Source organism: Mesorhizobium sp. LSHC420B00, from assembly GCF_000503055.1.
GTDB lineage: Bacteria > Pseudomonadota > Alphaproteobacteria > Rhizobiales > Rhizobiaceae > Mesorhizobium.
In genome coordinates, this window is record NZ_AYVY01000014.1 from 19,529 (window position 1) to 43,736 (window position 24,208).

The 24,208-nt window shown below is 62.7% G+C and carries 20 protein-coding genes and 1 pseudogene; 6 read left to right on the top strand and 15 right to left on the bottom strand.

The annotated features are described in order from the left end of the window. Positions 1-306 precede the first annotated feature (306 nt). The 3 genes from X760_RS59155 to X760_RS59165 form a co-directional block, all read right to left on the bottom strand. Positions 307-720 carry a GNAT family N-acetyltransferase gene (locus X760_RS59155; RefSeq protein ID WP_023720083.1) on the bottom strand — a complete coding sequence of 138 codons (414 nt, stop codon included), beginning with the start codon at positions 718-720 and terminating at the stop codon, positions 307-309. Positions 721-746: 26 nt separating this feature from the next. Next, on the bottom strand, positions 747-2,429 hold the full coding sequence (locus X760_RS59160) for an NAD+ synthase (protein WP_023720084.1): 1,683 nt from the start codon (positions 2,427-2,429) through the stop codon (positions 747-749). Between the two features lie 65 nt (positions 2,430-2,494). Then, a complete protein-coding gene (locus X760_RS59165) occupies positions 2,495-3,208 on the bottom strand; it encodes a DNA-3-methyladenine glycosylase I (RefSeq protein ID WP_023720085.1) in 714 nt (237 codons plus the stop codon). An 84-nt stretch (positions 3,209-3,292) separates the two neighbouring features. Between X760_RS59165 and X760_RS59170 the strand changes: the two genes are divergently transcribed. Then, positions 3,293-3,856, top strand: coding sequence for a DUF1003 domain-containing protein (locus X760_RS59170; protein WP_023720086.1), 564 nt, complete (start codon positions 3,293-3,295; stop codon positions 3,854-3,856). Beyond that, positions 3,853-4,440: a DedA family protein gene (locus tag X760_RS59175; RefSeq protein WP_023720087.1), complete on the top strand. Its 588-nt coding sequence runs from the start codon at positions 3,853-3,855 to the stop codon at positions 4,438-4,440. The genes X760_RS59170 and X760_RS59175 overlap by 4 nt, the downstream gene beginning before the upstream one ends. Before the next feature lie 3 nt (positions 4,441-4,443). On the opposite strand, the gene X760_RS59180 is transcribed toward X760_RS59175, so the two are convergent. From X760_RS59180 to X760_RS59205, 6 genes are all read right to left on the bottom strand, one after another. Beyond that, positions 4,444-5,031 carry a hemerythrin domain-containing protein gene (locus X760_RS59180; protein WP_023720088.1) on the bottom strand — a complete coding sequence of 196 codons (588 nt, stop codon included), beginning with the start codon at positions 5,029-5,031 and terminating at the stop codon, positions 4,444-4,446. A gap of 40 nt (positions 5,032-5,071) precedes the next feature. Beyond that, positions 5,072-5,431 carry a diacylglycerol kinase gene (locus tag X760_RS59185; protein WP_023720089.1) on the bottom strand — a complete coding sequence of 120 codons (360 nt, stop codon included), beginning with the start codon at positions 5,429-5,431 and terminating at the stop codon, positions 5,072-5,074. 76 nt (positions 5,432-5,507) lie between these two features. Then, on the bottom strand, positions 5,508-5,927 hold the full coding sequence (locus tag X760_RS59190) for a GFA family protein (RefSeq protein WP_023720090.1): 420 nt from the start codon (positions 5,925-5,927) through the stop codon (positions 5,508-5,510). 147 nt (positions 5,928-6,074) lie between these two features. Further along, a complete protein-coding gene (locus tag X760_RS59195) occupies positions 6,075-7,448 on the bottom strand; it encodes a 3-deoxy-7-phosphoheptulonate synthase class II (protein WP_023720091.1) in 1,374 nt (457 codons plus the stop codon). Positions 7,449-7,627: 179 nt separating this feature from the next. Beyond that, positions 7,628-11,128, bottom strand: a complete 3,501-nt coding sequence (mfd, locus tag X760_RS59200) for a transcription-repair coupling factor (protein ID WP_023720092.1) — start codon at positions 11,126-11,128, stop codon at positions 7,628-7,630. Between the two features lie 13 nt (positions 11,129-11,141). Further along, the gene (locus X760_RS59205) at positions 11,142-11,429 is read right to left on the bottom strand and encodes a succinate dehydrogenase assembly factor 2 (protein ID WP_023720093.1); all 288 of its coding nucleotides are present in this window, start codon (positions 11,427-11,429) and stop codon (positions 11,142-11,144) included. Positions 11,430-11,520: 91 nt separating this feature from the next. Here X760_RS59205 and recG point away from each other — a divergent pair. After that, positions 11,521-13,639: pseudogene (recG, locus tag X760_RS59210) on the top strand (ATP-dependent DNA helicase RecG). On the opposite strand, the gene X760_RS59215 reads toward recG, so the two are convergent. Then, positions 13,591-14,343, bottom strand: a complete 753-nt coding sequence (locus tag X760_RS59215) for a DUF502 domain-containing protein (protein WP_031194320.1) — start codon at positions 14,341-14,343, stop codon at positions 13,591-13,593. The pseudogene recG and the gene X760_RS59215 overlap by 49 nt on opposite strands. Positions 14,344-14,423: 80 nt before the next feature. After that, positions 14,424-16,247, bottom strand: a complete 1,824-nt coding sequence (glmS, locus tag X760_RS59220; RefSeq protein ID WP_023720095.1) for a glutamine--fructose-6-phosphate transaminase (isomerizing) — start codon at positions 16,245-16,247, stop codon at positions 14,424-14,426. Positions 16,248-16,473: 226 nt separating this feature from the next. Between glmS and X760_RS59225 the strand changes: the two genes are divergently transcribed. Beyond that, positions 16,474-16,827, top strand: a complete 354-nt coding sequence (locus X760_RS59225) for a hypothetical protein (RefSeq protein ID WP_031194321.1) — start codon at positions 16,474-16,476, stop codon at positions 16,825-16,827. Between the two features lies 1 nt (position 16,828). On the opposite strand, the gene glmU is transcribed toward X760_RS59225, so the two are convergent. Together glmU and X760_RS59235 are read right to left on the bottom strand one after the other, a co-directional pair. Next, positions 16,829-18,190 carry a bifunctional UDP-N-acetylglucosamine diphosphorylase/glucosamine-1-phosphate N-acetyltransferase GlmU gene (gene glmU, locus X760_RS59230; protein WP_023720097.1) on the bottom strand — a complete coding sequence of 454 codons (1,362 nt, stop codon included), beginning with the start codon at positions 18,188-18,190 and terminating at the stop codon, positions 16,829-16,831. A gap of 130 nt (positions 18,191-18,320) precedes the next feature. Then, on the bottom strand, positions 18,321-19,268 hold the full coding sequence (locus X760_RS59235) for an AraC family transcriptional regulator (RefSeq protein WP_023720098.1): 948 nt from the start codon (positions 19,266-19,268) through the stop codon (positions 18,321-18,323). Positions 19,269-19,397: 129 nt separating this feature from the next. Between X760_RS59235 and X760_RS59240 the strand changes: the two genes are divergently transcribed. Further along, positions 19,398-20,291 carry an SDR family oxidoreductase gene (locus tag X760_RS59240; RefSeq protein ID WP_023720099.1) on the top strand — a complete coding sequence of 298 codons (894 nt, stop codon included), beginning with the start codon at positions 19,398-19,400 and terminating at the stop codon, positions 20,289-20,291. 66 nt (positions 20,292-20,357) lie between these two features. On the opposite strand, the gene X760_RS59245 is transcribed toward X760_RS59240, so the two are convergent. Together X760_RS59245 and X760_RS76420 are read right to left on the bottom strand one after the other, a co-directional pair. Beyond that, on the bottom strand, positions 20,358-21,104 hold the full coding sequence (locus X760_RS59245) for a cytochrome c biogenesis CcdA family protein (RefSeq protein WP_023720100.1): 747 nt from the start codon (positions 21,102-21,104) through the stop codon (positions 20,358-20,360). Positions 21,105-21,279: 175 nt separating this feature from the next. Continuing rightward, a complete protein-coding gene (locus tag X760_RS76420; protein WP_023720101.1) occupies positions 21,280-21,507 on the bottom strand; it encodes a hypothetical protein in 228 nt (75 codons plus the stop codon). 76 nt (positions 21,508-21,583) lie between these two features. On the opposite strand from X760_RS76420, the gene topA reads away from it, so the two are divergent. Then, positions 21,584-24,199, top strand: coding sequence for a type I DNA topoisomerase (gene topA, locus X760_RS59250; RefSeq protein WP_023720102.1), 2,616 nt, complete (start codon positions 21,584-21,586; stop codon positions 24,197-24,199). The last annotated feature ends 9 nt before the right edge of the window (positions 24,200-24,208 follow it).

The following is a 24,208-nucleotide window of genomic DNA, read 5'->3' on the forward strand; positions in this document are numbered from 1 at the left end:
ATGCGGAGGTTCGGCACATTGGCGGCTCGCCCGAATACGGGCGGCGACCGGCATCGACGAACGCCTGTTCTCAGCTCGACTTCGCCGCAAAGGTAAGAACCTTCTGGCTCGCCGATTGAGACCTAGGCTTCGCGGCCTCGCATAACGATGTCAAATCCTGGCATTTCGGTCCTCCCCTAGGGGATCGCGGAAAGGCGTTTATAGAGACGCCTCAACGCCGCGCCAAGTCAGTAGATGGTCGAAAGCGCATCTGGTCCAACCAGTGAGACGATTTTGCAACAATCGCGGGTTGTGCGCTGCCTCTGTTCAGGTTGCCGGGATACGGTCGAAGCGCATATAGCGGCCGTCGGTGGAAGGCCTGAAGCCGAGCTTCTCGTAGACCGCGTGGGCATCGTTGGTAGACAGGCTCCAGTGGGTGACAGTCTTGCAATCCGGGTGGTCGATAAGCGCCTGGACAAGCCGGGTCCCGATGCCTTGCCCGCGATACCCGGGCCAGACAATGATGTCGGCGAGATAGGCAAATACCGTACGGTCGGTGATCGCCCGGCCAAAGCCGACCTGATTGCCGCCGACATAGGCGCCGACGCACAGTGAGTTGGCAAAGGCGCGGCGGTGCAGTTCATCGCTGCGGCCGCTGCCCCAATAGCTCTCCTTCAAAATGTCGGACGTCGCCCGGAAGTCGATCTGCGACAGGTCGAAGCTGATTTCAAAGTTGGCCATGGCTAAACCGTTATGCAGCCAATCGCCTACCCGCCATCCCTGAACCGGTTGGTAATAGGATAGCGGCGGTCGCGGCCAAAATTCTTCCTGGTGATCTTCACGCCGGGCGCTGCCTGCCGGCGCTTGTATTCGGCGACGTAAAGCAGGTGCTCGACGCGCGTCACCGTCGCCCGGTCATGGCCGCGCGCAACGATCTCGTCGACACCCATCTCGTTCTCGACCAGACACTCCAATATGTCGTCGAGCACTGGATAGGGCGGCAGCGAATCCTGGTCGGTCTGGTTCTCGCGCAGTTCCGCCGAGGGCGCCTTGTCGATGATATTGTTCGGGATCACCTCGCCGGACGGGCCTAGCGCGCCCGGCGGCACATGCGCGTTGCGCCAGCGCGACAACGCATAGACCTGCATCTTGTAGAGGTCCTTTATCGGGTTGAAGCCGCCATTCATGTCGCCATAGAGCGTGGCGTAGCCTACCGACATCTCGCTCTTGTTGCCGGTAGTGACCACCATCGAGCCGAACTTGTTGGAAATCGCCATCAGGATGGTGCCACGGGCCCGGCTCTGCAGGTTTTCCTCGGTGATGCCTTCCTTGGTGCCCTCGAAAAGCTGCGTCAGTGTGTGCAGGAAGCCCTCGACCGGCTCGAAGATCGGCACGATATCGTAGCGGCAGCCGAGCGCGCGGGCGCAGTCCTCGGCGTCCTTGAGCGAGTCCGTCGAAGTGTAGCGGTAAGGCATCATCACGGCGCGCAGCCGTTCCTCGCCGAGCGCATCGACGGCAAGTGCCGCGCAGATCGCCGAATCGATGCCGCCGGAAAGGCCGAGCACGACATTCTTGAAGCCGTTCTTGTTGACGTAGTCGCGCAGGCCCAACATGCAGGCGCGATAGTCGGCCTCCTCCTTCTCCGGGATTTTCGACATCGGTCCGTCAGAGCAGACCCAGACGTCATTCTTTCGCTTCCAGGTGGTGACGTTGACCGTCTCCTCGAACTGGCTCATCTGGAAGGCCAGCGTCTTGTCAGAGCCTATGGCAAACGACGCGCCGTCGAAGATCAGCTCGTCCTGGCCGCCAAGCTGGTTGGCATAGATAATCGGCAGTCCGCATTCGATGACCTGGCGGATGACGATCTGGTGGCGGACGTCGACCTTGCCGCGGTAATAGGGCGAGCCGTTCGGGACCAGCAGGATTTCCGCGCCGCTTTCGGCCAGCGTCTCGCAGACGGCAACCGCGCCCCAGATATCTTCACAGATCGGCACTCCCACCCGCACGCCGCGGAAATTGACCGGCCCTTGGATCTCGGGTCCGGCCTGGAAGACGCGCTTCTCGTCGAACTCACCGTAATTCGGCAGATCGAGCTTGTAGCGTTCGGCAAGGATCTTGCCGCCATCGGCAAAGATGATCGAATTGTGCGTGCCGGTCTTGCGCTTCAGCGGCGTGCCGATGATGACGCCCGGGCCGCCATCGGCGGTATCGCCGGCGAAGTCCTCGGCAGCCCGCTCGCAGGCCTTCAGGAAGGCGGGCTTCAGCACCAGATCCTCAGGCGGATAGCCGGCCAGGAAAAGCTCGGTGAACAGCACGAGATCGGCGCCCTGGCGGGCGGCATCCGCCCTCGCCTCGCGCGCCTTGGCAAGATTGCCGGCGACGTCGCCGACCGTCGGATTGAGCTGGGCGACGGCGATGCGCAATATGTCTGGAGCGGTCTTGTCGATCATGCCTGTGGGTTTAGCGCGGCAAAATTCGTCGGGCAATGGCGTTCGTTTGGACCAAACAATCGGTCCTATTCGCCCATATATTCGCGTAGCGCCTCCGGCGGATGGTTCTCGCCGATCGACATTGCCAGAATGCGCGAAATGTGTCGGCGCGGCAGCTCGGTCTCCGCCGCCCAGGCGTTGATCTGCACCTGGATCTTGTCTAGGTCCTTCTTCGATGTCGGGCTCTGCGCGATGTCGAGCCCGGCGTCGCGCAGCGCTGCCGCCATGTCGGCCGAGACGATGAAGGCGTCCCACTCCAGCCAGCGCAGAAAATACTGGCCGGTATTGCCGCCGAGCCGGCTCCCGTGCTTGCCGAGATAAGCCATCAGCCCGACCTGATCGCCGGCCGGCCAGTCGGCGAGGAACTTGCCGAAGCTGCCATGCTCCTTCGACACGCGCTCGACGAAGGCTGCGTTGTCGCGTACCGACTTGATCTTCTGCGGATTGCGCACGATGCGCTTGTCGGCGGTGAGATCGTGCCAGAAATCGTCAGGCTGGAACAGCAGCCGCTTCGGCTCGAAGCCAAGAAATGCTTCCTCGAAACCTGGCCATTTCTGCTCGATGACGCGCCAGACGAAGCCGGCGGCAAAGACCCGTTCGGCCATGGTCGACAGGATCCGGTCATCCGCAATCTTTGCCAGCGCGGCATTGTCGGGCGTAGGGCCCAGCAGCGACGTCAGCGCTGCCTCACCGCCTTTGCGTTTCGCCGCACGGGCGCGAATCTTCTGAAAATCCACCATTGTTTCCTGACCCCATCGCGTCAATCTACCACTTCCCGTATGAACCGGCAGCTTCTACCTCTATCGCTGACGACGGAGGCGACGATGAACAAAACGATCGAGGACCTGGCAAACCGCTGGCTGAAGCGAAAGCCGGACGGCCTCAGCGCGCTCGAAAGCCGGGTGCTGCAATCAACGCTCGAGCGCACCACGATCTCCAAGGACACCAACAAGGCCGTCGCCTTTCACCAGACGTTTGGCGACCGCCTGGCTGACACCATCGCCCGGATCGGCGGTTCGTGGTCCTTCATCCTGACATTCATTGGCTTCCTGATCCTGTGGACGGCAGGCAATGTCTGGCTCTTGTCGCGCGCCGCCTTCGATCCCTATCCTTTCATCTTCCTCAATCTCGTGCTTTCCATGGTTGCTGCCCTGCAGGCGCCAGTGATCATGATGGCGCAGAACCGCCAGACCGAGCGCGATCGTATCGACGCCGCCCACGACTATGAGGTTAATCTCAAGGCCGAGATCGAGATCATGGCGTTGCATGAAAAGCTCGACGAACTGCGCCACAGCCAGATCATCGGCATGCGAGACGAGATCGCCCGGCTGGCCGAGCAGGTGAAGCGCATCGACGAGATTCTGTCGAAGCAGCGGACGTCTTCATGACGGAAGCCATTCATCGTCTCATTGAGCAATATGGGCTGGTCGCGGTTTTTCTGGGCTGCGTCGCCGAGGGCGAAAGCGCCGCCATCCTTGGCGGTTTCTTTGCGCATCAGCATGTCTTCGTCCCGTGGCAGGCCTTCCTCGCGGCGGCGCTCGGCGCCTTCGGTGGCGACACGTTCTTTTTCATCCTGGGACGGAGCTTCGCCGACCATAAATTCGTGATCGGACTCCGAGCCCGGCCAGGGTTCAGCCACGCCTACCGCCTTGTCACCTCTCATCCCAACATTTTCGTGCTGTCGAACCGCTACATCTATGGCCTGCGCCTGGTCGGTGGTATCGCAGCCGGGCTGTCGGGCATCGCCGCAGCGCGCTTCGTCATCCTCAACGCCATCTCGTCGGTAGTCTGGGCGGCACTGTTCTGCACTGTCGGTTATGTCTTCGGGCTGGGCGCGGAGCGCATCGTCGGCCAGGCGCTGGCCCGCCACGAGCGGTTGCTGATCGCCCTGGTCATCGGTCTCGTTGTGGCCATCCTCGGCTGGCTGGCGTCGCACGTCCTCGCCAAGAAGGAGCTTCGCAAGGGAAGCTGATCGTCAATCAATGCCGAGCGCGCGGTCGCCCTTCTCGAGGATCAGCGGAATGATCAGGTCTTCCTCGTCGGCAAGATGCCGGGTCAACATGGCGATCAGCCGGCTGTTCTCGTCGGCATAGGCATCGGCGGCGAAGCGCTGTTTGTCCTCGCTCTCCTGAAGCGTGCCGATGAAGGCATTTGCCGCCTCGGCATTGCGCTCCAGTCCCTCATGGATTGTGTGGTGGTCGGCATCCAGGATTTCGAAGCCGCGCTTCAGACGAGTCTCGGCCCTGGCGAAGACCGGGAAATAGTGATGGTCCTCGACATTGTGGTGGCCATCGAGATTGCCGAGGAAATGATTGAGGCGCGGCGCGAACCAGCGTGCGAATTCCGGCGCGTTCAGCCTGCCCTCACGATAATCGCCAATGCCGTTGGTGAGCATGCCGCCAAGGTCGCGGAACATGTCGTGCCGCTGCAGCCACATATTGGCCATGCCGTGGATGTTGGCATGCGCCTGCCAGTCCTCGCGCGGATATTTTTCCACCAGCCAGCGCAGATCGTCCGGCAGGCCCTCACGTTCAAGCAGCAGAAATCCGGCGGTATCGGCCATATCGGTCTCCTCGATTAACCGGCATGTGGTGCCTGAAACCTCAGATCGGTACCCCAACGATGCGCTCGATGACTGCGACGCCCCAGACGCCGGCGACGATCACCACCGAAATCAGCACCGCCAGCGAACCGCAATCCTTGGCTAGCTGGATGTCGATGTTGAATTCGCGGCTGAACGCGTCGCATGCCGCCTCAATGCCGGTGTTCAGCACTTCGATCATGATCATGAGCAGCACCGCACCGATCAGCAGGGCATAGCCGCGCCACGATTCTGAAAGGAACCAGCCGAGCGGCAGCGCAAGCACAAGCAGGACCAGTTCCAGCTGGAAGGCCTCCTCGCCGGCGGCCAGTTTGCGAAACGCCCGCACCGAATTGTAAAAAGCGTCGATCAGCCGCTGCATGCCAAAACCCTTCGGAATCACCGGCAGGGGATAGCGCAATGGCTGGATCAAGGGAATAAGGCGGCCTCTTCAAAAATCAGCCGTCTGCTACCTTGATCGACGGCGTCGACTTCTCGAACTGCGGCAGCCCGTCGTCGATCGCGTAATAGTCGCCCTTGTCGCCGACAAAGATATGACATTCCCCTTGAAGTCCGGTTGGCGCGTCGAACAGGCCGGCCATGACCGAAACGTAGCCACCCTCCATCGGCTTCCAGAACAGCAGAGAGCCGCATATCTTGCAGAAGCCGCGCGCGGCGAACGAAGATGCCTCGTACCAGGTGACGTTCTCTGCGCCGGCGATTGTGATGTCGCGATCGGCAACATTGGTCGCGGCATAAAAATGCCCGCTCTGCTTTCGGCACTGCGAGCAATGGCAGTAGATAACGCCGCGTAGCGGTCCTCGCGTCTGCAACCGCACTGCCCCGCACAAGCATGATCCGCTGTGACTGTCAGCCATCTCGGCCTCCCAATGCAATTGCCATCGCTTGGCAGGATTCCAGTTTTGCGCGCGTTAGGCACGAGCAAATGCGACACCCGCCGGATTGAATACAAAAAGCGCCGGATTTCTCCGGCGCTTTTCCAATACATCAAAGTTCAGATCGCATCAGCCGTTGACGGCCTGCTTGTGCTGGACCGGATGGGTCTTCTTGAGCAGATCGGATACCAGGAAGGCCAGCTCGATCGCCTGGTCAGCGTTGAGGCGCGGGTCGCAATGGGTGTGGTAGCGATCCTGCAGTTCTTCGGCGGTGATGGCGCGGGCACCACCGGTGCATTCGGTGACGTTTTTGCCGGTCATCTCGATGTGGATGCCGCCGGGATGCGTGCCTTCGGCGCGATGCACCTCGAAGAAGGTCTGCACCTCCTTCAGGATGCGGTCGAACGGCCGTGTCTTGTAGCCGGCGGCCTCGATGGTGTTGCCATGCATCGGATCGGAAGACCACACCACGCTGCGGCCTTCCTTCTGCACCGCGCGCACCAGTTTGGGCAGATGTTCGGCGACCTTATCGGAACCGAAGCGGGCAATCAGCGTCAGCCGGCCAGGCTCATTCTCCGGATTGAGCAGGTCGATGAGCTGCAACAGGCCGTCCGGCGTCAGCGACGGGCCACATTTCAGGCCGAGCGGGTTCTTGATGCCACGGCAGTATTCGACATGCGCGTGGTCGGGTTGGCGCGTGCGATCGCCGATCCAGATCATGTGGCCGGAGGTGGCGTACCAGTCGCCCGAAGTCGAATCGACGCGGGTCAGCGCCTCTTCATAACCGAGCAGCAGCGCTTCGTGGCTGGTGTAGAAATCGGTCTCGCGCAGTGCGTAATTGGTCTCCGAGGTGATGCCGACGGCCTTCATGAAGTCCATCGTCTCGGTGATGCGGTTGGCGAGCGACTCGTATTTCTCGCCCTGCGGGCTGTCGGACACGAAGCCGAGCATCCATTGATGCACGTTCTCCAGGCTGGCGTAGCCGCCCTGGGCGAAGGCGCGCAACAGGTTGAGCGTCGCCGCCGACTGGCGGTACGCCATCTCCTGCCGCGCAGGATCGGGAATGCGCGACTTGGCATCGAACTCGATGCCATTGATGATGTCGCCGCGATAGCTGGGCAGCGTCACACCGCCCTTGGTCTCATTGTCGGACGAGCGCGGCTTGGCGAACTGGCCGGCGACACGGCCGACCTTCACCACCGGCTGCGCGCCGGCGAAGGTCAGTACCACCGACATCTGCAAAAAGACGCGGAAGAAGTCGCGGATATTGTCGGCGCCATGCTCGGCGAAGCTCTCGGCGCAATCGCCACCCTGCAGAAGGAATGCGTCCCCGGCAGCGACGGCTGCAAGCTGCTTCTTCAGCTTGCGCGCCTCACCTGCAAAAACCAACGGCGGAAAGGTGGCGAGCTGGGCTTCCGTGTTCCTCAGCGCGACAAGGTCCGGATAGGCAGGAACCTGCTGGATCGGCTTAGCTCTCCACGAATTCGGCGACCATTTCGTCATCGAAGCACCCAACGCTCTTTCGCACGGACGCCATCGCCCGCCAATCCGCCCAATATGGGGTCGCGGCTCCATACACGAAGCCGATTTCCTATTCTAGACCGGAATTGGCCGCGTGGCGAATGGGCACGGCACGGTGAAAGTGCCGGTGCGGCTGTGCCCAGAGCACCAGCGACACCCTGCTATGCCGCCGCCTTCTCCACCAGCCGTGCCAACTGCGTCATGACAACCGCCGAGCCTGCCAGCCGCTTTTCGGGGGTCGGCCAGTCGCGGCTGAAGACGACGCTCTGGTCGGGCCGGATCTTGGCCAGCGAGCCCTGTTCGCCGATGAGCTTGACCAGCCCGACCGGATTGGGGAATTCCCGCTTGCGGAAATGGATGACGACGCCTTTCGGCCCGGCGTCGAGCTTCTCGACGTTGGCCTTGCGGCAAAGCGCCTTGATGAAGACGATCTTCAACAGATGTTTTACCTCTTCCGGCAGCGTCCCGAACCGGTCGATCAGCTCGGCGCCGAAAGCATCGATCTCTGCCGTATTTTCGAGATCGCCAAGACGGCGATAGAGCGCCAGCCTGAGCTGCAGGTCCGGGACATAGCTTTCCGGGATCATCACCGCTGTGCCGACGGCGATCTGCGGCGACCAGCCGCCGTCCTGCACCTCGCCGGAATCCTTCACTTCGGCCACCGCCTCCTCCAGCATCTGTTGGTAGAGCTCGAAACCAACCTCCTTGATGTGGCCCGACTGCTCTTCGCCGAGCAGATTGCCGGCGCCGCGGATATCGAGGTCGTGGCTAGCCAGTTGGAAACCGGCGCCGAGCGTATCGAGCGACTGCAGCACTTTCAGCCGACGCTCGGCTGTATCGGTGAGCTTGCGGTTGGCGGGCAGTGTGAACAGCGCGTAGGCGCGCACCTTCGAACGGCCGACACGGCCGCGCAGCTGATAGAGCTGCGACAGTCCGAACATATCGGCGCGGTGCACTATCAGCGTGTTGGCGGTCGGGATATCGAGGCCGGATTCGACGATGGTGGTCGACAAAAGCACATCGTACTGGCCGTCATAGAAGGCGTTCATGATGTCGTCGAGTTCGCCCGGCGGCATCTGGCCATGCGCCACCGCCACTTTCAGCTCAGGCACGGATTCGCGCAGAAAATCATGGATTTCCGCGAGATCGCTGATGCGCGGCACGACATAGAAGGAATGGCCGCCACGGTAGCGCTCGCGCAGCAACGTTTCGCGGATGACCAGCGGATCGAAGGGCGAGATGAAGGTGCGCACCGCCATGCGGTCGACCGGCGGCGTAGCGATCAGCGACAGCTCGCGCACGCCGGTCAAGGCAAGCTGCAACGTTCGCGGGATCGGCGTCGCCGACAAAGTCAGGACGTGGACGTCGGTCTTCAGGTCTTTCAGCCGTTCCTTGTGCTTGACGCCGAAATGCTGCTCCTCGTCGATGATCAGCAGGCCCAGATTCTTGAACGAGATCGAGGAGCCGAGCAGCGCGTGCGTGCCGACGACAATGTCAACCTGACCTTCGGCGATGCCCTTCTTGGCCTCGGCCAGTTCCTTGGCGCCGACCAGCCGCGAGGCCTGGGCGACACGGATCGGCAGGCCCGAGAAGCGCTGCGAGAAGGTCTTGAAATGCTGGCGCGACAACAATGTCGTCGGCACCACCACCGCCACCTGAACGCCTTCCATCGCCGCGATGAAGGCGGCGCGAAGTGCAACTTCGGTCTTGCCGAAGCCGACATCGCCGCAGATCAGCCGGTCCATCGGCTTTCCGGCGCCTAGATCATCCATGACCGAATCGATCGCCGTCTGCTGGTCATCGGTCTCCTCATAGGGAAAACGCGCTGCAAACTCGCCATAGAGGCCTTCCGCCGGCACCAGCGCCGGTGCGGCCCGCATCTGCCGCTCGGCGGCGATGCGGATCAGCTGCCCGGCCATGTCGAGCAGGCGCTTCTTCAGCCGCGCCTTGCGCGATTGCCAGGCGCCGCCGCCAAGCTTGTCGAGCGTCGCCTCGGCCGAATCCGAGCCATAGCGCGACAGCAGCTCGATGTTTTCCACAGGCAGGAACAGCCGATCATCGCCGGCATAGTGGATTTCGAGGCAATCGTGAGGCGCACCAACCGCCTCGATGGTACGCAACCCGATGAAACGGCCAATGCCATGATCGGAATGGACGACAATATCGCCCGAGGACAACGCCGAAGCCTCGGCGATGAAGTCGGACGCGCGCTTCTTGCGCTTCGAGCGTCGGATCAGCCGGTCGCCGAGAATGTCCTGCTCGGCGACAACGACCAGTTTCTCCGTCTCGAAGCCGGATTCGAGCGGTAGCACGGCCAGTCCCGCCTGCCCCGGCTCAAGCCTTTCGGCTTCGGCAAGCGTCGCCACCGGCTTCAGATTGCCAAGATGATGCTCGGCCAGGATCTGACCAAGCCGGTCGAGCGAACCCTCGGTCCAGCCGGCGACGATGACGCGGCGGCGTGCAGCGCGCTCGTCGGAAATGTGTTTTACGACGACGTCGAAAACGTTGGCGCTAGGGTCGGCGCGTTCCTCGACGAAGCTGCGGCCGTGGCGCGAGCCGGCATGGAACACCTTTTTCGCACCGGCATCGGGCGCATCGAACGACGTGAAGTCTATTGCTTCGCGCGGGCCAAGCGAGGCAATCAGGTTCTCTGGCGACAGATAGAGCAGATCCGGCGGCACCGGCTTGTAGGGCACCGCGTCCTTCAAGGCGCCGTCGGCCTGCTTCTTGCGCGCTTCGTAGTGGTCGAGGATCAGAGTGTGGCGCTCGGCCAGTGCCTCATGCGCCAGATGGTCGAAAACCACAGGCGCGTCGGGTAGATAGTCGAAGACGGTTTCCAGCCGCTCATGGAAGAACGGCAGCCAGTGCTCCATGCCGGCAAACCGCCTGCCCTCGCTGACCGCCGCATAGAGCCCATCGTCGCGCGAGGGTGCGCCAAAGGCTTCGATATAGGCACGGCGGAAGCGGCTGATGGTTTCCGGCGTCAGCGCCACCTCGCTCATCGCCTGCAACGCCATCGACTTGCGCTGGCCGGTGGTTCTCTGTGTTGCGGTGTCGAAGACGCGGATCGATTCCAGCGTATCGCCGAAGAAATCGAGGCGCAGCGCCTCCGCCCATCCGGGCGCGAAGAGATCGAGGATGCCGCCCCGCACTGCAAATTCGCCGATGCCGCGCACCGTCGGTACCCGCTCGAAGCCGGAAGTCTCCAGCCGCGACACCAGTACGTTCATGTCGATCTGGTTACCGGGCTTGGCGTGAAAGGTCTGCGCCTCGACGAGTTCCGCCGGCGGAATGCGCTGAAGCAACGCATTCGCGGTGGTGAGAATGACGGCGCGGTGCGGCCTCTTCGCCAGCGCAATCATTGCTGCCAGCGCATCGAGCCGCCTTGCGGCGGCATCGGCGCCGGGCGAGACGCGGTCGTAAGGCAGGCAATCCCAGGCCGGCAGTTCCAGCACCGGCAGGCCCGGCGCGGCAAAGGCAAGCGCCTCGACGATCGCCGGCAGACGCTGGCCGTCGCGTGCCACGAAAAGCACCGGCTTGTCAGGGGCGATCTCGTGCGCAGCCTGCACCAGCGCAAAGGCTTCGTAGCCGTCGGCGACGCCATCGACAATGAACTGGCCGGCGCGGCCTTTCGGCAGACCGATCGTAGGGATAAGGCTCATGGCTACACGTTGTTCAGAAGGTCATGTCCCGGCGCGAAGCCAGGATTTTTTGCAGGACGGCACAATCTATATCCGTCGGAACCGGGCGCTCGCCGGTGACGATAGGCAGGAATTCGGTGTCGGGAATGTCGAGAAGCCTCTCATATTGGTCGATTTCGTCGCCGGTCAAGGCGCCGATCTCGGCATCGGCGAAGCTGCCGAGTATCAGGTCCATCTCGCGCATGCCGCGGTGCCACGAACGAAACAGAAGCTTGCGGCGGCGGGTATCGAGCCCCTCGCTTGATCGAGTCGTTCCGGTCATCGTGCAACATCCTTGCCCAGGCGGCGCATATAGCGTGGATAGAAGGCGGTGTCAGCCTTGCGCTCCGGCCGGCGCAACATAAGCTGACATCATGCGTCCCTCCCTCCTCGATCCGCTGTTTGTCCCGATCACCTCGCTTGCCGGCGTCGGGTCGAAGGTTGGCGTATTGATCGAGAAAGTCGTGGCGGCGGATCTCGGCGACCGGGCAGCGCGCGCCGGCGACCTCTTGTTCGTGCTGCCGCATACTGTCATCGATCGCCGCAACCGGCCGGGCATCGCCGGTTCGGCCGAGGGCGCAATCGTCACGCTCGATGTGCGCATCGACCGCCACCAGCCGCCGCCGCGTGGCAACAGGTCGGTACCCTACCGGGTCTACGCCCATGACGACACTGGCGAGATCGCGCTGACCTTCTTCCATGCCCATGCCGCCTATCTCGAAAAAGCGATGCCCGTAGGCGAGCATGTCGTCGTCTCGGGCCGCATGGAATGGTTCAACGGCCGCCCGACCATGGTTCATCCCGACCATATCGCACTTGCCGGCGACGCAGAAAACCTCCCATTGGTCGAGCCGGTCTATCCGCTGACCGCCGGGCTCTCGGGCAAGGTGCTGCGCCGGGCGATTGGCCAAGCGCTGGCCCGCCTGCCGGTGCTGCCCGAATGGCAGGACGGCGAGTTCCGGCGCCGCCACGCCTTTCCTGCTTTCGGCGATGCGCTCACCCGGGTCCACAATCCTGCCGACCCGATCGACGTCTCGGTCGACGGCGCGGCGTGGCGGCGCCTTGCCTATGACGAGTTCTTGGCCGGCCAGGTATCGCTGGCGCTGGTCCGGGCCAAGGTCCGCCGATTATCGGGCCGGCCACTCGTTGGCGACGGCCGCATAGTCGAACAATTGCGCGCGGCACTCCCTTATTCGCTGACCATGTCGCAGGAAATGGCGCTTGCCGAAATCAACGCCGATCTCGGCGACCCCGAACGCATGCTGCGCCTTTTGCAGGGCGATGTCGGCTCCGGCAAGACGGTGGTCGCGCTGCTTGCCATNGCTTGCCATGGCGCGTGCCGTCGAGGCCGGCGGCCAGGCGGCATTGATGGCGCCGACCGAAATCCTGGCGCGCCAGCATCTGGCAACGATTGCGCCGTTGGCGGAACGGTCCGGCTTGCGCGTCGCCATCCTCACCGGCCGCGAAAACGGCCGCGAGCGCGCCGACACGCTGACCGGGCTGGCCAATGGCGACATCGACATCGTCGTCGGCACCCATGCGCTGTTCCAGCAAACGGTGACGTTCCATGACCTCGTGTTCGCCGTCGTCGACGAGCAGCACCGTTTCGGCGTCCACCAGCGCCTTGCCATCACTGCCAAGGGCGATGCGCCCGACATGCTGGTGATGACGGCAACGCCGATACCGCGGACGCTGGTGCTGACTGCCTTCGGCGACATGGACGTGTCGAAGCTGACGGAAAAGCCGGCCGGCCGCCAGCCGATCCGCACCGTCACCTTGCCGCTTGAACGGCTCGACGAGCTGATCGGCCGCATGCTCGACGCTGTCGCCGATGGCCAGAAAATCTACTGGATCTGTCCGCTGGTTGAGGAATCCGAGGAGATCAAGCTGATGTCGGCCGAGGACCGTTTTGCCTCGCTGAAGCCGCTGTTCGGTGATCGGATTGGCCTGGTGCATGGCCGCATGAAGGGCGCCGACAAGGACGAGGCGATGCGCGCCTTCAAGCAGGGTGAAACGCGCATCCTGATCGCCACCACGGTGATCGAGGTCGGCGTCGATGTGCCTGACGCAACAATCATGGTCATCGAGCATGCCGAGCGTTTTGGCCTTGCCCAGTTGCACCAATTGCGCGGCCGGGTCGGGCGCGGCGACAAGCCGTCGTCCTGCGTGCTGCTCTACAAGGACCCGATTGGCGAGACGGCCAAACGCCGGCTGTCGGTGATGCGCGAGACCGAGGACGGCTTCCGCATCGCCGAAGAGGATCTGAAGCTGCGCGGCGAAGGCGAGTTGCTCGGCACCCGCCAATCCGGCACGCCGGGCTTCCAGGTGGCGCGCATCGAGGCGCATGCCGACCTGCTCGAGGCCGCCCGCGACGATGCGCGGCTGATCCTGTCGCGTGATCCGGAACTGCAGTCCGAACGCGGCACGGCGCTGCGCCTGCTGCTCTATCTATTCGGCCGCGACGAGGCCGTGCGGCTCCTGCGCGCCGGCTGAGGCATCGCGTCGAGCGGCGGATTGGCGAGCGCGCCGTGGATCTGCTCGCCGTTCACCGTCACCATTTTGACCGCCGGCGCCACCAGGCCGGCCGAAACGATCAGCTTGGCTCCGTCCTCGATCGTCATGTCGAGCAGCACGATGTCGGATTTCGGTACATACATCAGAAAGCCCGTAGTCGGGTTAGGCGTACACGGCATGAACACCGCAATCAGCGGATCGCCTTGCTGGTCGAGCTTCTGGTTGATCTCGGTTTCCTTCTCGCTGGCGACGAAGACCAGCGACCAGACCCCCTTGCGCGGATATTCGACCAACCCGACCTGGCGGAACATGTCGCCCTTGTTCGACAGCACGGTCTCGAAAATCTGCTTCAGCGAGCCGTAGATGCCGCGCACCAGCGGCATGCGGCCAAGCAGGCGCTCGCCGAAGTTGACGATGGCGCGACCGACGATATTGGCTGTCAGGAAACCGATAAAGGTGATGAGGATCAGGGCAACGATCAGCCCAAAACCCGGCACTGGAAACGGCAGGTAGGTGTCCGGATTGTAGCGTACCGGGATGTAGGGTTTCACCCAGGAATCGACCCAGCCGATAAGCGACCAGGCAATGTAGGCGGTGATCGCCAATGGCGCGCAAACGACGAAGCCGGTCAGGAAATAGTTTCTCAGCCGGGTCATGCCTGAGGTCTTGAGAGCATCCGACATGGTTCACCGCAGCGTGTGTTTGCAACGCGACACTACTGAACCCGAAGGCGCTTTGGAATTGCGAAGTTTTTAAACGAGACCTATTCCACCGTTACCGATTTCGCCAGGTTGCGAGGCTGGTCGACGTCCGTGCCCATGAACACGGCGGTGAAATAGGCGAGCATCTGGATCGGCAGCGCGTAGATGATCGGCGAGATGATTTCCGGCACGTCCGGCAAAACGATCGTCTCCATCGTCTTCACCGTAGCGTGTGCAGCGCCCTTGCTGTCGGTGATCAGGATGATCTTGCCGCCGCGCGCCGCCACCTCTTGCATGTTCGACACCGTCTTTTCGAAGATGCGGTCGTGCGGGGCGATGACGATGACAGGCATGTTCTCATCGATCAGTGCGATCGGCCCGTGCTTCAGCTCGCCGGCGGCATAGCCTTCGGCGTGGATATAGGAAATTTCCTTGAGCTTCAGCGCGCCTTCCATGGCCAGCGGAAAATTGGTGTCGCGGCCGAGGTAAAGTACATTCTTGTAGTGCGAGAGGTCGCGAGCGATCTTTTCGATCTGCCCATCGAGCTTCAGCACCTGGTTGGCGTAACGCGGCGCTTCGGATAGCGCGCGCACCAGTGTCTTCTCCTGCTCGGGCGAAATGGTTCCACGCGCCATACCAGCTCGCACCGCCAGCGAAGCCAGCACGGAGAGCTGGCAGGTGAACGCCTTGGTCGAGGCGACGCCGATCTCCGGGCCGGCCAGTGTCGGCAGGATGACGTCGGATTCGCGCGCCATGGTCGATTCGCGCACATTGACCACAACACCGATCTTCATGCCGGCCTTGCGGCAGTAGCGCAGCGACGCCAGTGTGTCCGCCGTCTCGCCCGATTGCGAGATAAAGAAGGCGGCATCGGTCTTCGACAGCGGCATCTCGCGGTAGCGGAACTCCGAGGCGACATCGATGTCGACCGGCAGCCGCGCATAGCGCTCGAACCAGTATTTGCTGATCAACCCGGCGAGATAAGCGGTGCCACAGGCCGAAATCGCCAGCCGGTCGATCTTGGCGAAATCGAATGGCAGGTCGAGCGGCTTCGAGACGCCACCGACGAAATCCACATAATGTGCCAGCGTGTGCGAGATCACTTCCGGCTGTTCGTGGATTTCCTTTTCCATGAAATGGCGCCGGTTGCCCTTGTCGACCATGAAGCTCGTGCTGAGCGACTGCTGGCGTTTGCGGTCGACCTTGTTGCCGTCCATGTCGAAGATGGCAACGTCGTTGCGGCGCACTACCGCCCAGTCGCCGTCTTCCAGATAGGTGATCGAGTTGGTGAACGGGGCAAGCGCGATGGCGTCGGAGCCCAGGAACATCTCGCCATCGCCATGTCCGACGGCCAGCGGCGGGCCATTGCGGGCGCCGACGATCAGATCCTCGTCGCCCTTAAACATGATGGCCAGCGCAAAGGCGCCTTCCAGCCGCTTCAGCGCCTGATGCGCGGCCTCGACCGGCTTCAGGCCCCTGGCCAGTTCGCGCGCCACCAGATGGGCGACGACCTCGGTGTCGGTCTGCGAGGAAAACGTATAGCCGTCGCGGATCAACTCATCGCGCAATTCGGCGAAATTCTCGATAATGCCGTTATGGACGATGGCGAGCCCGTCGGAAAAATGCGGATGCGCATTGGTCTCGTTCGGCACGCCATGCGTTGCCCAGCGCGTGTGGCCGATGCCGATCGTGCCACCGAGCGGTTCGTCCTTCAGCCGGCGCTCGAGATTGATCAGCTTGCCTTCGGCACGGCGACGGGCGAGATGGCCATGATCGATGGTCGCGACGCCGGCCGAATCATAGCCGCGATATTCGAGCCTTTTCAGCGCATCGACGATAAGCGGCGCGACCGGCGAGTTACCGACTATTCCAACGATACCGCACATGGCGCTTCCCCCGACTCTGACTTCAAACCCGGCACTATTTAGAGACTGCCTGGCTACCGCGAAAAATCACATTCCATTTCGTCCGGTATCAGCCGGACTATCCTGCACAGATGCACCATCACAGAGCGCTCTTGCAATCCGGTTACTGCAATTGCTCAGTTTCTCCGCTCATATATCCTATCTCGCCTCAAAGGCTCCTGAAATCAGTCAAAGACATGATGCGGCCATGAACGAACGAATTGACACGGTGACACTTTGGCGTCCGGTTGGGCCACGCGAACTGGAGTTGATCCAGAGTTCAGGGATGCGCGCCTTTCCTCCTCGACTTGCCGATCAGCCGATCTTCTATCCGGTAACGAGCGAGGCCTATGCCACCCAGATCGCCCGAGACTGGAATGTGCCCGCGAGCGGATCAGGTTTCGTGACCCGTTTCGAGGTGCGCCGCAGCTTTCTGGACCGTTACAGCGTCCAGCATGCCGGCAGCCGGGCGCATCTGGAATACTGGATCCCGGCCGAAGACCTGTCCGCCTTCAACGATGCAATCGTTGGGGAAATCCAGCTTGTCGCTGAGTTCCGTTAGGCTATCCTTTTTTGTGGGCAGCCGCGGCCGAAGCGAACCGTTCGCGCAACTCCTTGCCCTTGCCGGGCAGAGTCCGCTGGCGGGCACGGCCGAAGGCCAGTGCATCGTCGGGCACGCTTTCGGTGATGACGCTGCCCGAGGCGATGTAGCCGCCCTTGCCGATCGACACCGGCGCCACCAGCGAGGAATTCGAGCCGATGAAGGCGCCCTCGCCGATATCGGTGAAGAATTTCGAATAACCGTCATAATTGCAGGTGATGGTGCCGGCGCCGATATTGGCGCCTGCGCCGATGCGGGCATCGCCGATATAGGTCAGGTGGTTGACCTTGGCGCCCTCCTCGACGATCGCTTGCTTTACCTCGCAGAAATTGCCGACCTTGGCTTTGTTTCTCAGATCGGCCCCGGGCCGCAGCCGCGCGAACGGCCCGACATCGCAATTCGACGCGATGGTTGCGCCTTCGATATGGCTGAAGGCATGGATCTTGGCGCCCGTGGCGATTTTCACGCCCGGCCCGAACCAGACATTGGGCTCGATGATCGTATCGGCCCCGATATCGGTGTCGTGCGAGAAGAACACGGTTTCTGGCGCAATCAGCGTCACGCCGGAAAGCATCGCTTCATGCCGCCGGCGCGCCTGCCAGATGCCTTCCGCCTGGGCAAGCTCGGCGCGGTTGTTGATGCCGAGCGCATTTTCGAAACTGGCTTCGATGGCGACGACATCAAGTCCTTGCGCAGCGGCGATCTCGACGATGTCGGTGAGATAATACTCGCCCTTGGCGTTCTTGCTGCCGACTTGATCGAGCAGCTTCAGCGCATGCCTGCCGGCGACCGCCATCAGCCCGCCATTGCAGAAGGTGATTTTCTTCTCCTCGTCCGAACAGTCCTTCTCCTCGCGGATGGCGACGAGCTTGCCGGCCTTTTCGATAAGCCGGCCGTAGCCCGAAGGATTTTCCGTACGGAAGCCGACCACGACGACAGCCGCACCTTCGGCCAGCTTCAGCCGCGCCGCCGCCAGTGCTTCCGGATCGATTAACGGCGTGTCGCCAAACATCACCAGGATGTCATCATAACCCCTTGATATCACTGCCCGCGCGGCAAGCACGGCGTGCGCGGTGCCGAGGCGCTTTTCCTGAACAAAAGTCTCGACCTTCGGCGCGAACTTGAGTGCCGCCTTGCGCATCTCGTCGGCGCCATGGCCGATCACCAGCGCCAGATCACCGCTGCCGGCGGCTTCAGCCGCCTTGACGACGTGGGCAACCATCGGCAGGCCGGCGATTGTGTGCAGCACTTTCGGCACCGCACTCTTCATGCGCGTGCCTTCACCGGCAGCGAGGATGATGGACAGGCAGGATCTCTGGCTCATGGGGACAGCAACCGTTGAAAGGAGTCTGGAATCGAAGCGTTAGTAGCACCGGCGCCATGCTGCACCAATGCGGTTAAATTCCGGTGAGACGGTGGAACCTCCAACCCGCGAGACGCTCAAGCCGATCGGCTCAGGCGGCTTCCGCCTCGTTGCGTGATGCGAAGCCGGGGGCTCGGCCACGACCGTTTTGCCGTGGCGAACAGTTCATGACCCGCTTGAAGGCTGTGCTGAAGGCGCTTTCGGATTCGTAACCGAGCGACAGCGCGATGACGGCGACGGGATCGCTGGAATTCGTCAGCCGGTCGCCGGCCAGCAGCATTCGCCAGCGCGTCAAATAGTCCATGGGCGATGCGCCGACCGTCTCCTTGAATCTAAGCGCAAAGGTCGATCGCGACATGCCGGCCCGTTCCGCCAGCTCCTGTAACGTCCAGCCATGCGCCGGATCGTCATGCATGGCGCTGATCGCCGCGCCCATCTGTTTGTCCGCCAGGGCAAAGAGCCAGCCGATGCCACCTTTCAATCCTTCCGAAAGATGCAGCCGCAGCGCCTGAACCAGCATCATGTGGGCGAGGTGCCGGATCACCAGAAAGCCGCCCGGTTGTGGCTCGCGCAGCTCCTGCATCATCCGCTCCACCGACCAGCGCAGCGCAGACTGGTCCGACTCTTTGCGGATATGCACAATGGCTGGCAGCATCCGCAACAGGATGCCGGCATGATTGCCGCCAAGCGCGAAGCGGCTGCTGACCAGAAAGAAATCACCGCCGCCATTGTGGGTCACGACACCGCCGGCTCGCGCTGGCGGAAAAATCTTGACGGCTTCAACAGGCGCCAGGCCCATGTCGCTTGCAAGGCGGAAAGGCCGTCCGCTCGGCAGCAGGAAACAGTCCCCCGTCTCAAGGTGCACTGCGTCGGCAACGCCCTCCAGCGAAAGCCAGCACCGGCCCGAGACCACCGCTCCCGTCTTGATGCTTTGCTGCTGGTCGGGGAACTGGATCGACCATTCACCACCTGCATCGAAGCCGGCCGACATATAGTTTCGCGGCTTCAGCAGCGAGAGCACATCTGAAAGGGGATCCATGGGTCATTCCGGACGATTGCGAAGATAATACGGACTTTGCCGCATAGATCGTATTTTCTCAAGCGCCTATCACGACGCCACCGGGCCGCGAACATGGTCGTGGTCAGAAATGAACAAGGAGAAGTCGTGATGCGTGTTTTCCTTACCGGAGCGACCGGATTCGTCGGTTCTGCCGTCGTTCAAGAACTCATCGGTGCCGGCCATCAGGTGCTCGGCCTCGCCCGCTCGGAGGCGTCGGCCAAGTCGCTTGCCGCGACTGGAGCCGAGGTGCATCGAGGCGACCTCGAAGACCTGGAGAACCTGCGCAGGGGTGCGGCAGCCGCCGATGCGGTGATCCACACCGGGTTCAACCATGACTTTTCGAAGTTCGCGCAAAACTGCGAAATGGACCGGCGCGCCATCGAGGCGATGGGCGGTGCACTCGAAGGCTCCGAGCGCCCCCTGCTCGTCACCTCCGGAACCGCGCTCCAGGCGCGGGGCCGTATCGCGACGGAGGAAGATGCGCCTGTCCCCGCTTCCGCTTCGTATCCCCGCGCCTCCGAAGCGACAGCCGCCGCGCTGGCGGCACGCGGGGTGTGCGCGTCGGTTGTCCGCCTTCCGCCGTCGGTCCATGGCCAGGGCGACCACGCCTTTGTTCCGATCCTCATCGACCTTGCTCGCAAGAAGGGCGTGTCGGCCTATGTCGGCGAAGGGCTCAATCGCTGGCCCGCCGTGCATCGGTTCGATGCCGCCCGCATCTACCGGCTTGCGCTCGAGCATGGCGCCGGTGGCGGGCGCTATCACGCGATCGCCGAAGAAGGCGTGCCGTTCAAGGACATCGCTGGCGTGATCGGCCGGCGCCTGAACGTGCCGGTCGTCGCCAAGTCCGCCGAAGAGGCCGGCGATCATTTTGGCTGGTTCACGATGTTCGCGGCGATGGATGTCCCGACTTCAAGCGAGCGAACCCGCGCGCTGCTGGGCTGGGCGCCGAGCGGACCCGGGCTCATCGTCGATATCGACCAGCCAAGCTATTTCGGAGGCTGAACGGACCACGTAGCTGTGGTACCTTGTGCCGCAGTTACGGCCTCGCGCCTCGGCCGGGCGGCAAACCTATCCCAATTGCCCCAGCACCGGAAAATTCTCGAGCAACCAATAGGACGCCGCCTGCACGCCGCCGGTCAGGAAAAACACGCCGGCCACGACCAGCAGCGCGCCAATGGCTTTTTCGACGCGGCCGAGATGGACGCGGAATTTCCCGAGAAAGCGCATGAAGGCGCCGGAAAACAGCGCCGCGACCAGGAACGGTATGCCGAGGCCGAGCGAGTAGGCGGCAAGCAGCAGCGCGCCCTCGCCCACCGTCTCGCGGCCGCCGGCAAGCGTCAGGATCGGCCCCAGCACCGGGCCGATGCAGGGCGTCCAGCCAAAGGCAAAGGCCAAGCCCATGACGTAAGCGGCGATCAGGCTGGCCGGCTTGCCTTGTGACTGGAAGCGCGCCTCGCGTGAAAGCAAAGGGATGCGCAATACGCCGAGGAAATTCAGCCCCATCAGGATGATCAGCACTCCGGCCGCCATTGCCAGCGGCTCCTGCCAGACCCGTAGCAGATGGCCGATAGTGGAGGCGCCGGCGCCCAGCGCGACGAAGACGGTCGAGAAGCCGAGCACGAAGGCGATGGAGGAATTAACCAGCGCGCCTCGCGCGCCAGCCTTTGCCGCAATGCCGGCTTCGCCGCGGAAATCGTCGACCGACACGCCGGCCATGTAGCACAGATAGGGCGGTACCAACGGCAGCACGCAAGGTGACAGGAACGAAATCGCTCCCGCCCCGATCGCGCTGACATAGCCGACGTCCAATGCCATTTCCGTCTCCCGATGACTGCGCAGCCATATAGCCGCGACAACGGCCATCCGCCAATCACCATCGCGTGGCCCCAGCAAGTCGTCGCCCTCGCCTGGATCTATGGAAAACAGCCCGGGAAGAAAGGGCCGCCAGGCAGCGTTGATCAAACGAAGCGCGTTGTTCCGCGCGCGCAGTTCACAGCGTCTGTTCAAGCAGGGCTGGCGCGTGCTCGATGTTTCTCTTATATCCGCGGGAGAGTTTGTCCCGTTCTCCAGGATCAATTGCCGGGTTTGTCCAGCGATAGGCTGCCCATTTCCCTTGTCCAGGATTGCGGAAATCGCAAGGCGCGCCGTTGGGTTGCGCATTCGGTGCAGGGCCGCATTTTGACTGCTTGGCCTTGACCGGATGCAAAAGCGCGGCCATGTGAGCGACACATTGAATGAGATTTCGTCGCGCGCAGCGGAATTCTTCTGCCGCATCACAACTGATATGAGACCGTATGGACGTCGTCGTCGTCGAATCGCCGGCCAAGGCGAAGACAATTAACAAGTACCTGGGCAAGAACTACAAGGTTCTGGCCTCGTTCGGCCATGTCCGCGATCTACCGGCCAAGGATGGCTCGGTGCGCCCGGATGAGGACTTTGCCATGTCCTGGGCCGTCGACACCGCGTCTGGAAAGCGTCTCGCCGATATCGCCAAGGCAGTCAAGGACGCCGACGGGCTGATCCTCGCCACCGATCCGGACCGTGAGGGCGAAGCGATCTCCTGGCATGTCCTGGAAGTGCTGAAACAGAAGCGCGCGTTGAAGGACAAGCCGGTCAGCCGCGTCGTCTTCAATGCCATCACCAAGGCGTCGGTGCTGGAGGCGATGGCCAATCCGCGCCAGATCGATGCGCCGCTGGTCGATGCCTATCTCGCCCGCCGCGCGCTCGACTATCTGGTCGGCTTCACGCTGTCGCCGGTGCTGTGGCGCAAGCTGCCCGGCGCCCGCTCGGCCGGCCGCGTCCAGTCGGTGGCACTGCGTCTGGTCTGCGACCGCGAATCCGAGATCGAGCGCTTCATTCGCGAGGAATACTGGCAGGTCGCCGCCATCCTCGGCACGCCGCGCAAGGAAAATTTCGAGGCGCGGCTGACCGCCTTCGAGCGCAAGAAGCTGCAAAAGCTCGACATTTCCAACAAGGCGCAGGCCGACGACATCAAAGCGATGCTCGAAGGCGCCAGCTTCAAGGCAGTGTCGGTCGAAGCCAAGCCGACCAGGCGCAATCCCGGCCCGCCCTTCACCACCTCGACGCTGCAGCAGGCAGCCTCATCGGGTCTCGGCTTTTCGGCCAACCGCACCATGCAGGTGGCGCAGCGGCTTTATGAGGGCATGGAGATCGGCGGCGAGACCACCGGCCTGATCACCTATATGCGAACCGACGGCGTGCAGATGGCGCCGGAGGCGATCTCTGCCGCACGCGATGCGATTGCCAAGGAATTCGGCCCTAAATACCTGCCTGAAAAGCCGCGCGTCTATTCCGCCAAGGCCAAGAATGCCCAGGAGGCGCACGAAGCGATCCGTCCGACCGATTTCATGCGCACGCCGGCTTCCGTCAGGCAGTATCTCGACGCCGACCAGGCGCGGCTTTACGAGATGATCTGGAAACGCGCCATCGCCAGCCAGATGCAGCCGGCCGAGATCGAGCGCACCACGGTCGAGATTGAGGCGATCAACGGTTCGCGTACCGCCGAGCTTCGTGCTGTCGGCTCGGTCATTCGCTTCGACGGCTTCCTAGCCGCTTACATCGAGCAGAAGGAAGAAGATTCGGAAGACGAGGAAAGCCGCCGCCTGCCCGAGATCCGCGCCGGCGAGCAGCTCACCCGCGAGTCGATCAACGCCACCCAGCGCACCACTGAGCCTCCGCCGCGCTATTCCGAGGCGTCGCTGATCAAGAAGCTGGAAGAACTGGGCATTGGCCGGCCGTCGACCTATACGGCGATCCTGAAGACGCTCGAGGATCGCGATTACGTCACCATCGACAAGCGCAAGCTGGTGCCGCAGGCCAAGGGCCGGCTATTGTCGGCTTTCCTCGAAAGCTTCTTCGAGCGTTATGTCGAGTACGACTTCACCGCTTCGCTCGAGGAGAAACTCGACGAAATCTCCGACGGCAAGCTAGCCTGGAAGGATGTGCTGCGCGATTTCTGGAAGGATTTTTCCGGCGCCGTCGCCGACATCAAGGAGTTGCGCGTCACCGACGTCCTCGATGCGTTGAACGAGGAACTGGCGCCGCTGGTGTTTCCCACGCGCGAGGATGGCTCCAACCCCCGCATATGTCCGAAATGCGGCACCGGCAACCTGTCGCTCAAGCTCGGCAAATTCGGCGCCTTCGTCGGCTGCTCGAACTATCCCGAATGCTCCTTCACCCGCCAGCTCGGCGACGCAGCCAATCCCAATGGCGAGAACGGCAGCGGCGAAGACGGCACCAAGGTGCTCGGCAAGGATCCCTATACCGCCGAGGAGATCACGCTGCGCAATGGCCGGTTCGGCCCCTATATCCAGCGCGGCGACGGCAAGGATGCCAAGCGCTCCAGCCTGCCCAAGGGCTGGACTGTCGATTCGATCGATCACGAAAAGGCGCTCGCCCTGCTGTCGCTGCCGCGCGACGTCGGCAAGCATCCGGAATCCGGCAAGATGATTTCGGCCGGGCTGGGGCGCTACGGGCCGTTCGTGCTGCATGACGGCACCTACGCCAATCTCGACAGCATCGAGGACGTGTTCTCGATCGGCCTCAATCGCGCCGTCTCGGTGATCGCCGAGAAGCAATTGAAAGGCAAGGGCGGCCGCAATGGGGGCACGCCCGCTGCTCTGAAGGAGCTTGGCGAGCATCCTGCCGGCGGCGGCAAGATCGTCGTGCGTGACGGCAAATACGGGCCTTATGTGAATTTCGGCAAGGTCAACGCGACGCTGCCGAAGGGCAAGGATCCGCAATCGGTGACGGTCGAGGATGCGGTGGCGCTGATTGCGGAAAAGGAAGCCAAGGGCGGCAATGGCGGCAGAAAGCCGTTCCGCAAAGCGGCCGCGCCTGTGAAGAAAGCGGCAGCGGCCAAAAAACCGGCGGCCAGGAAAAAGGGATAGGACGGGTTG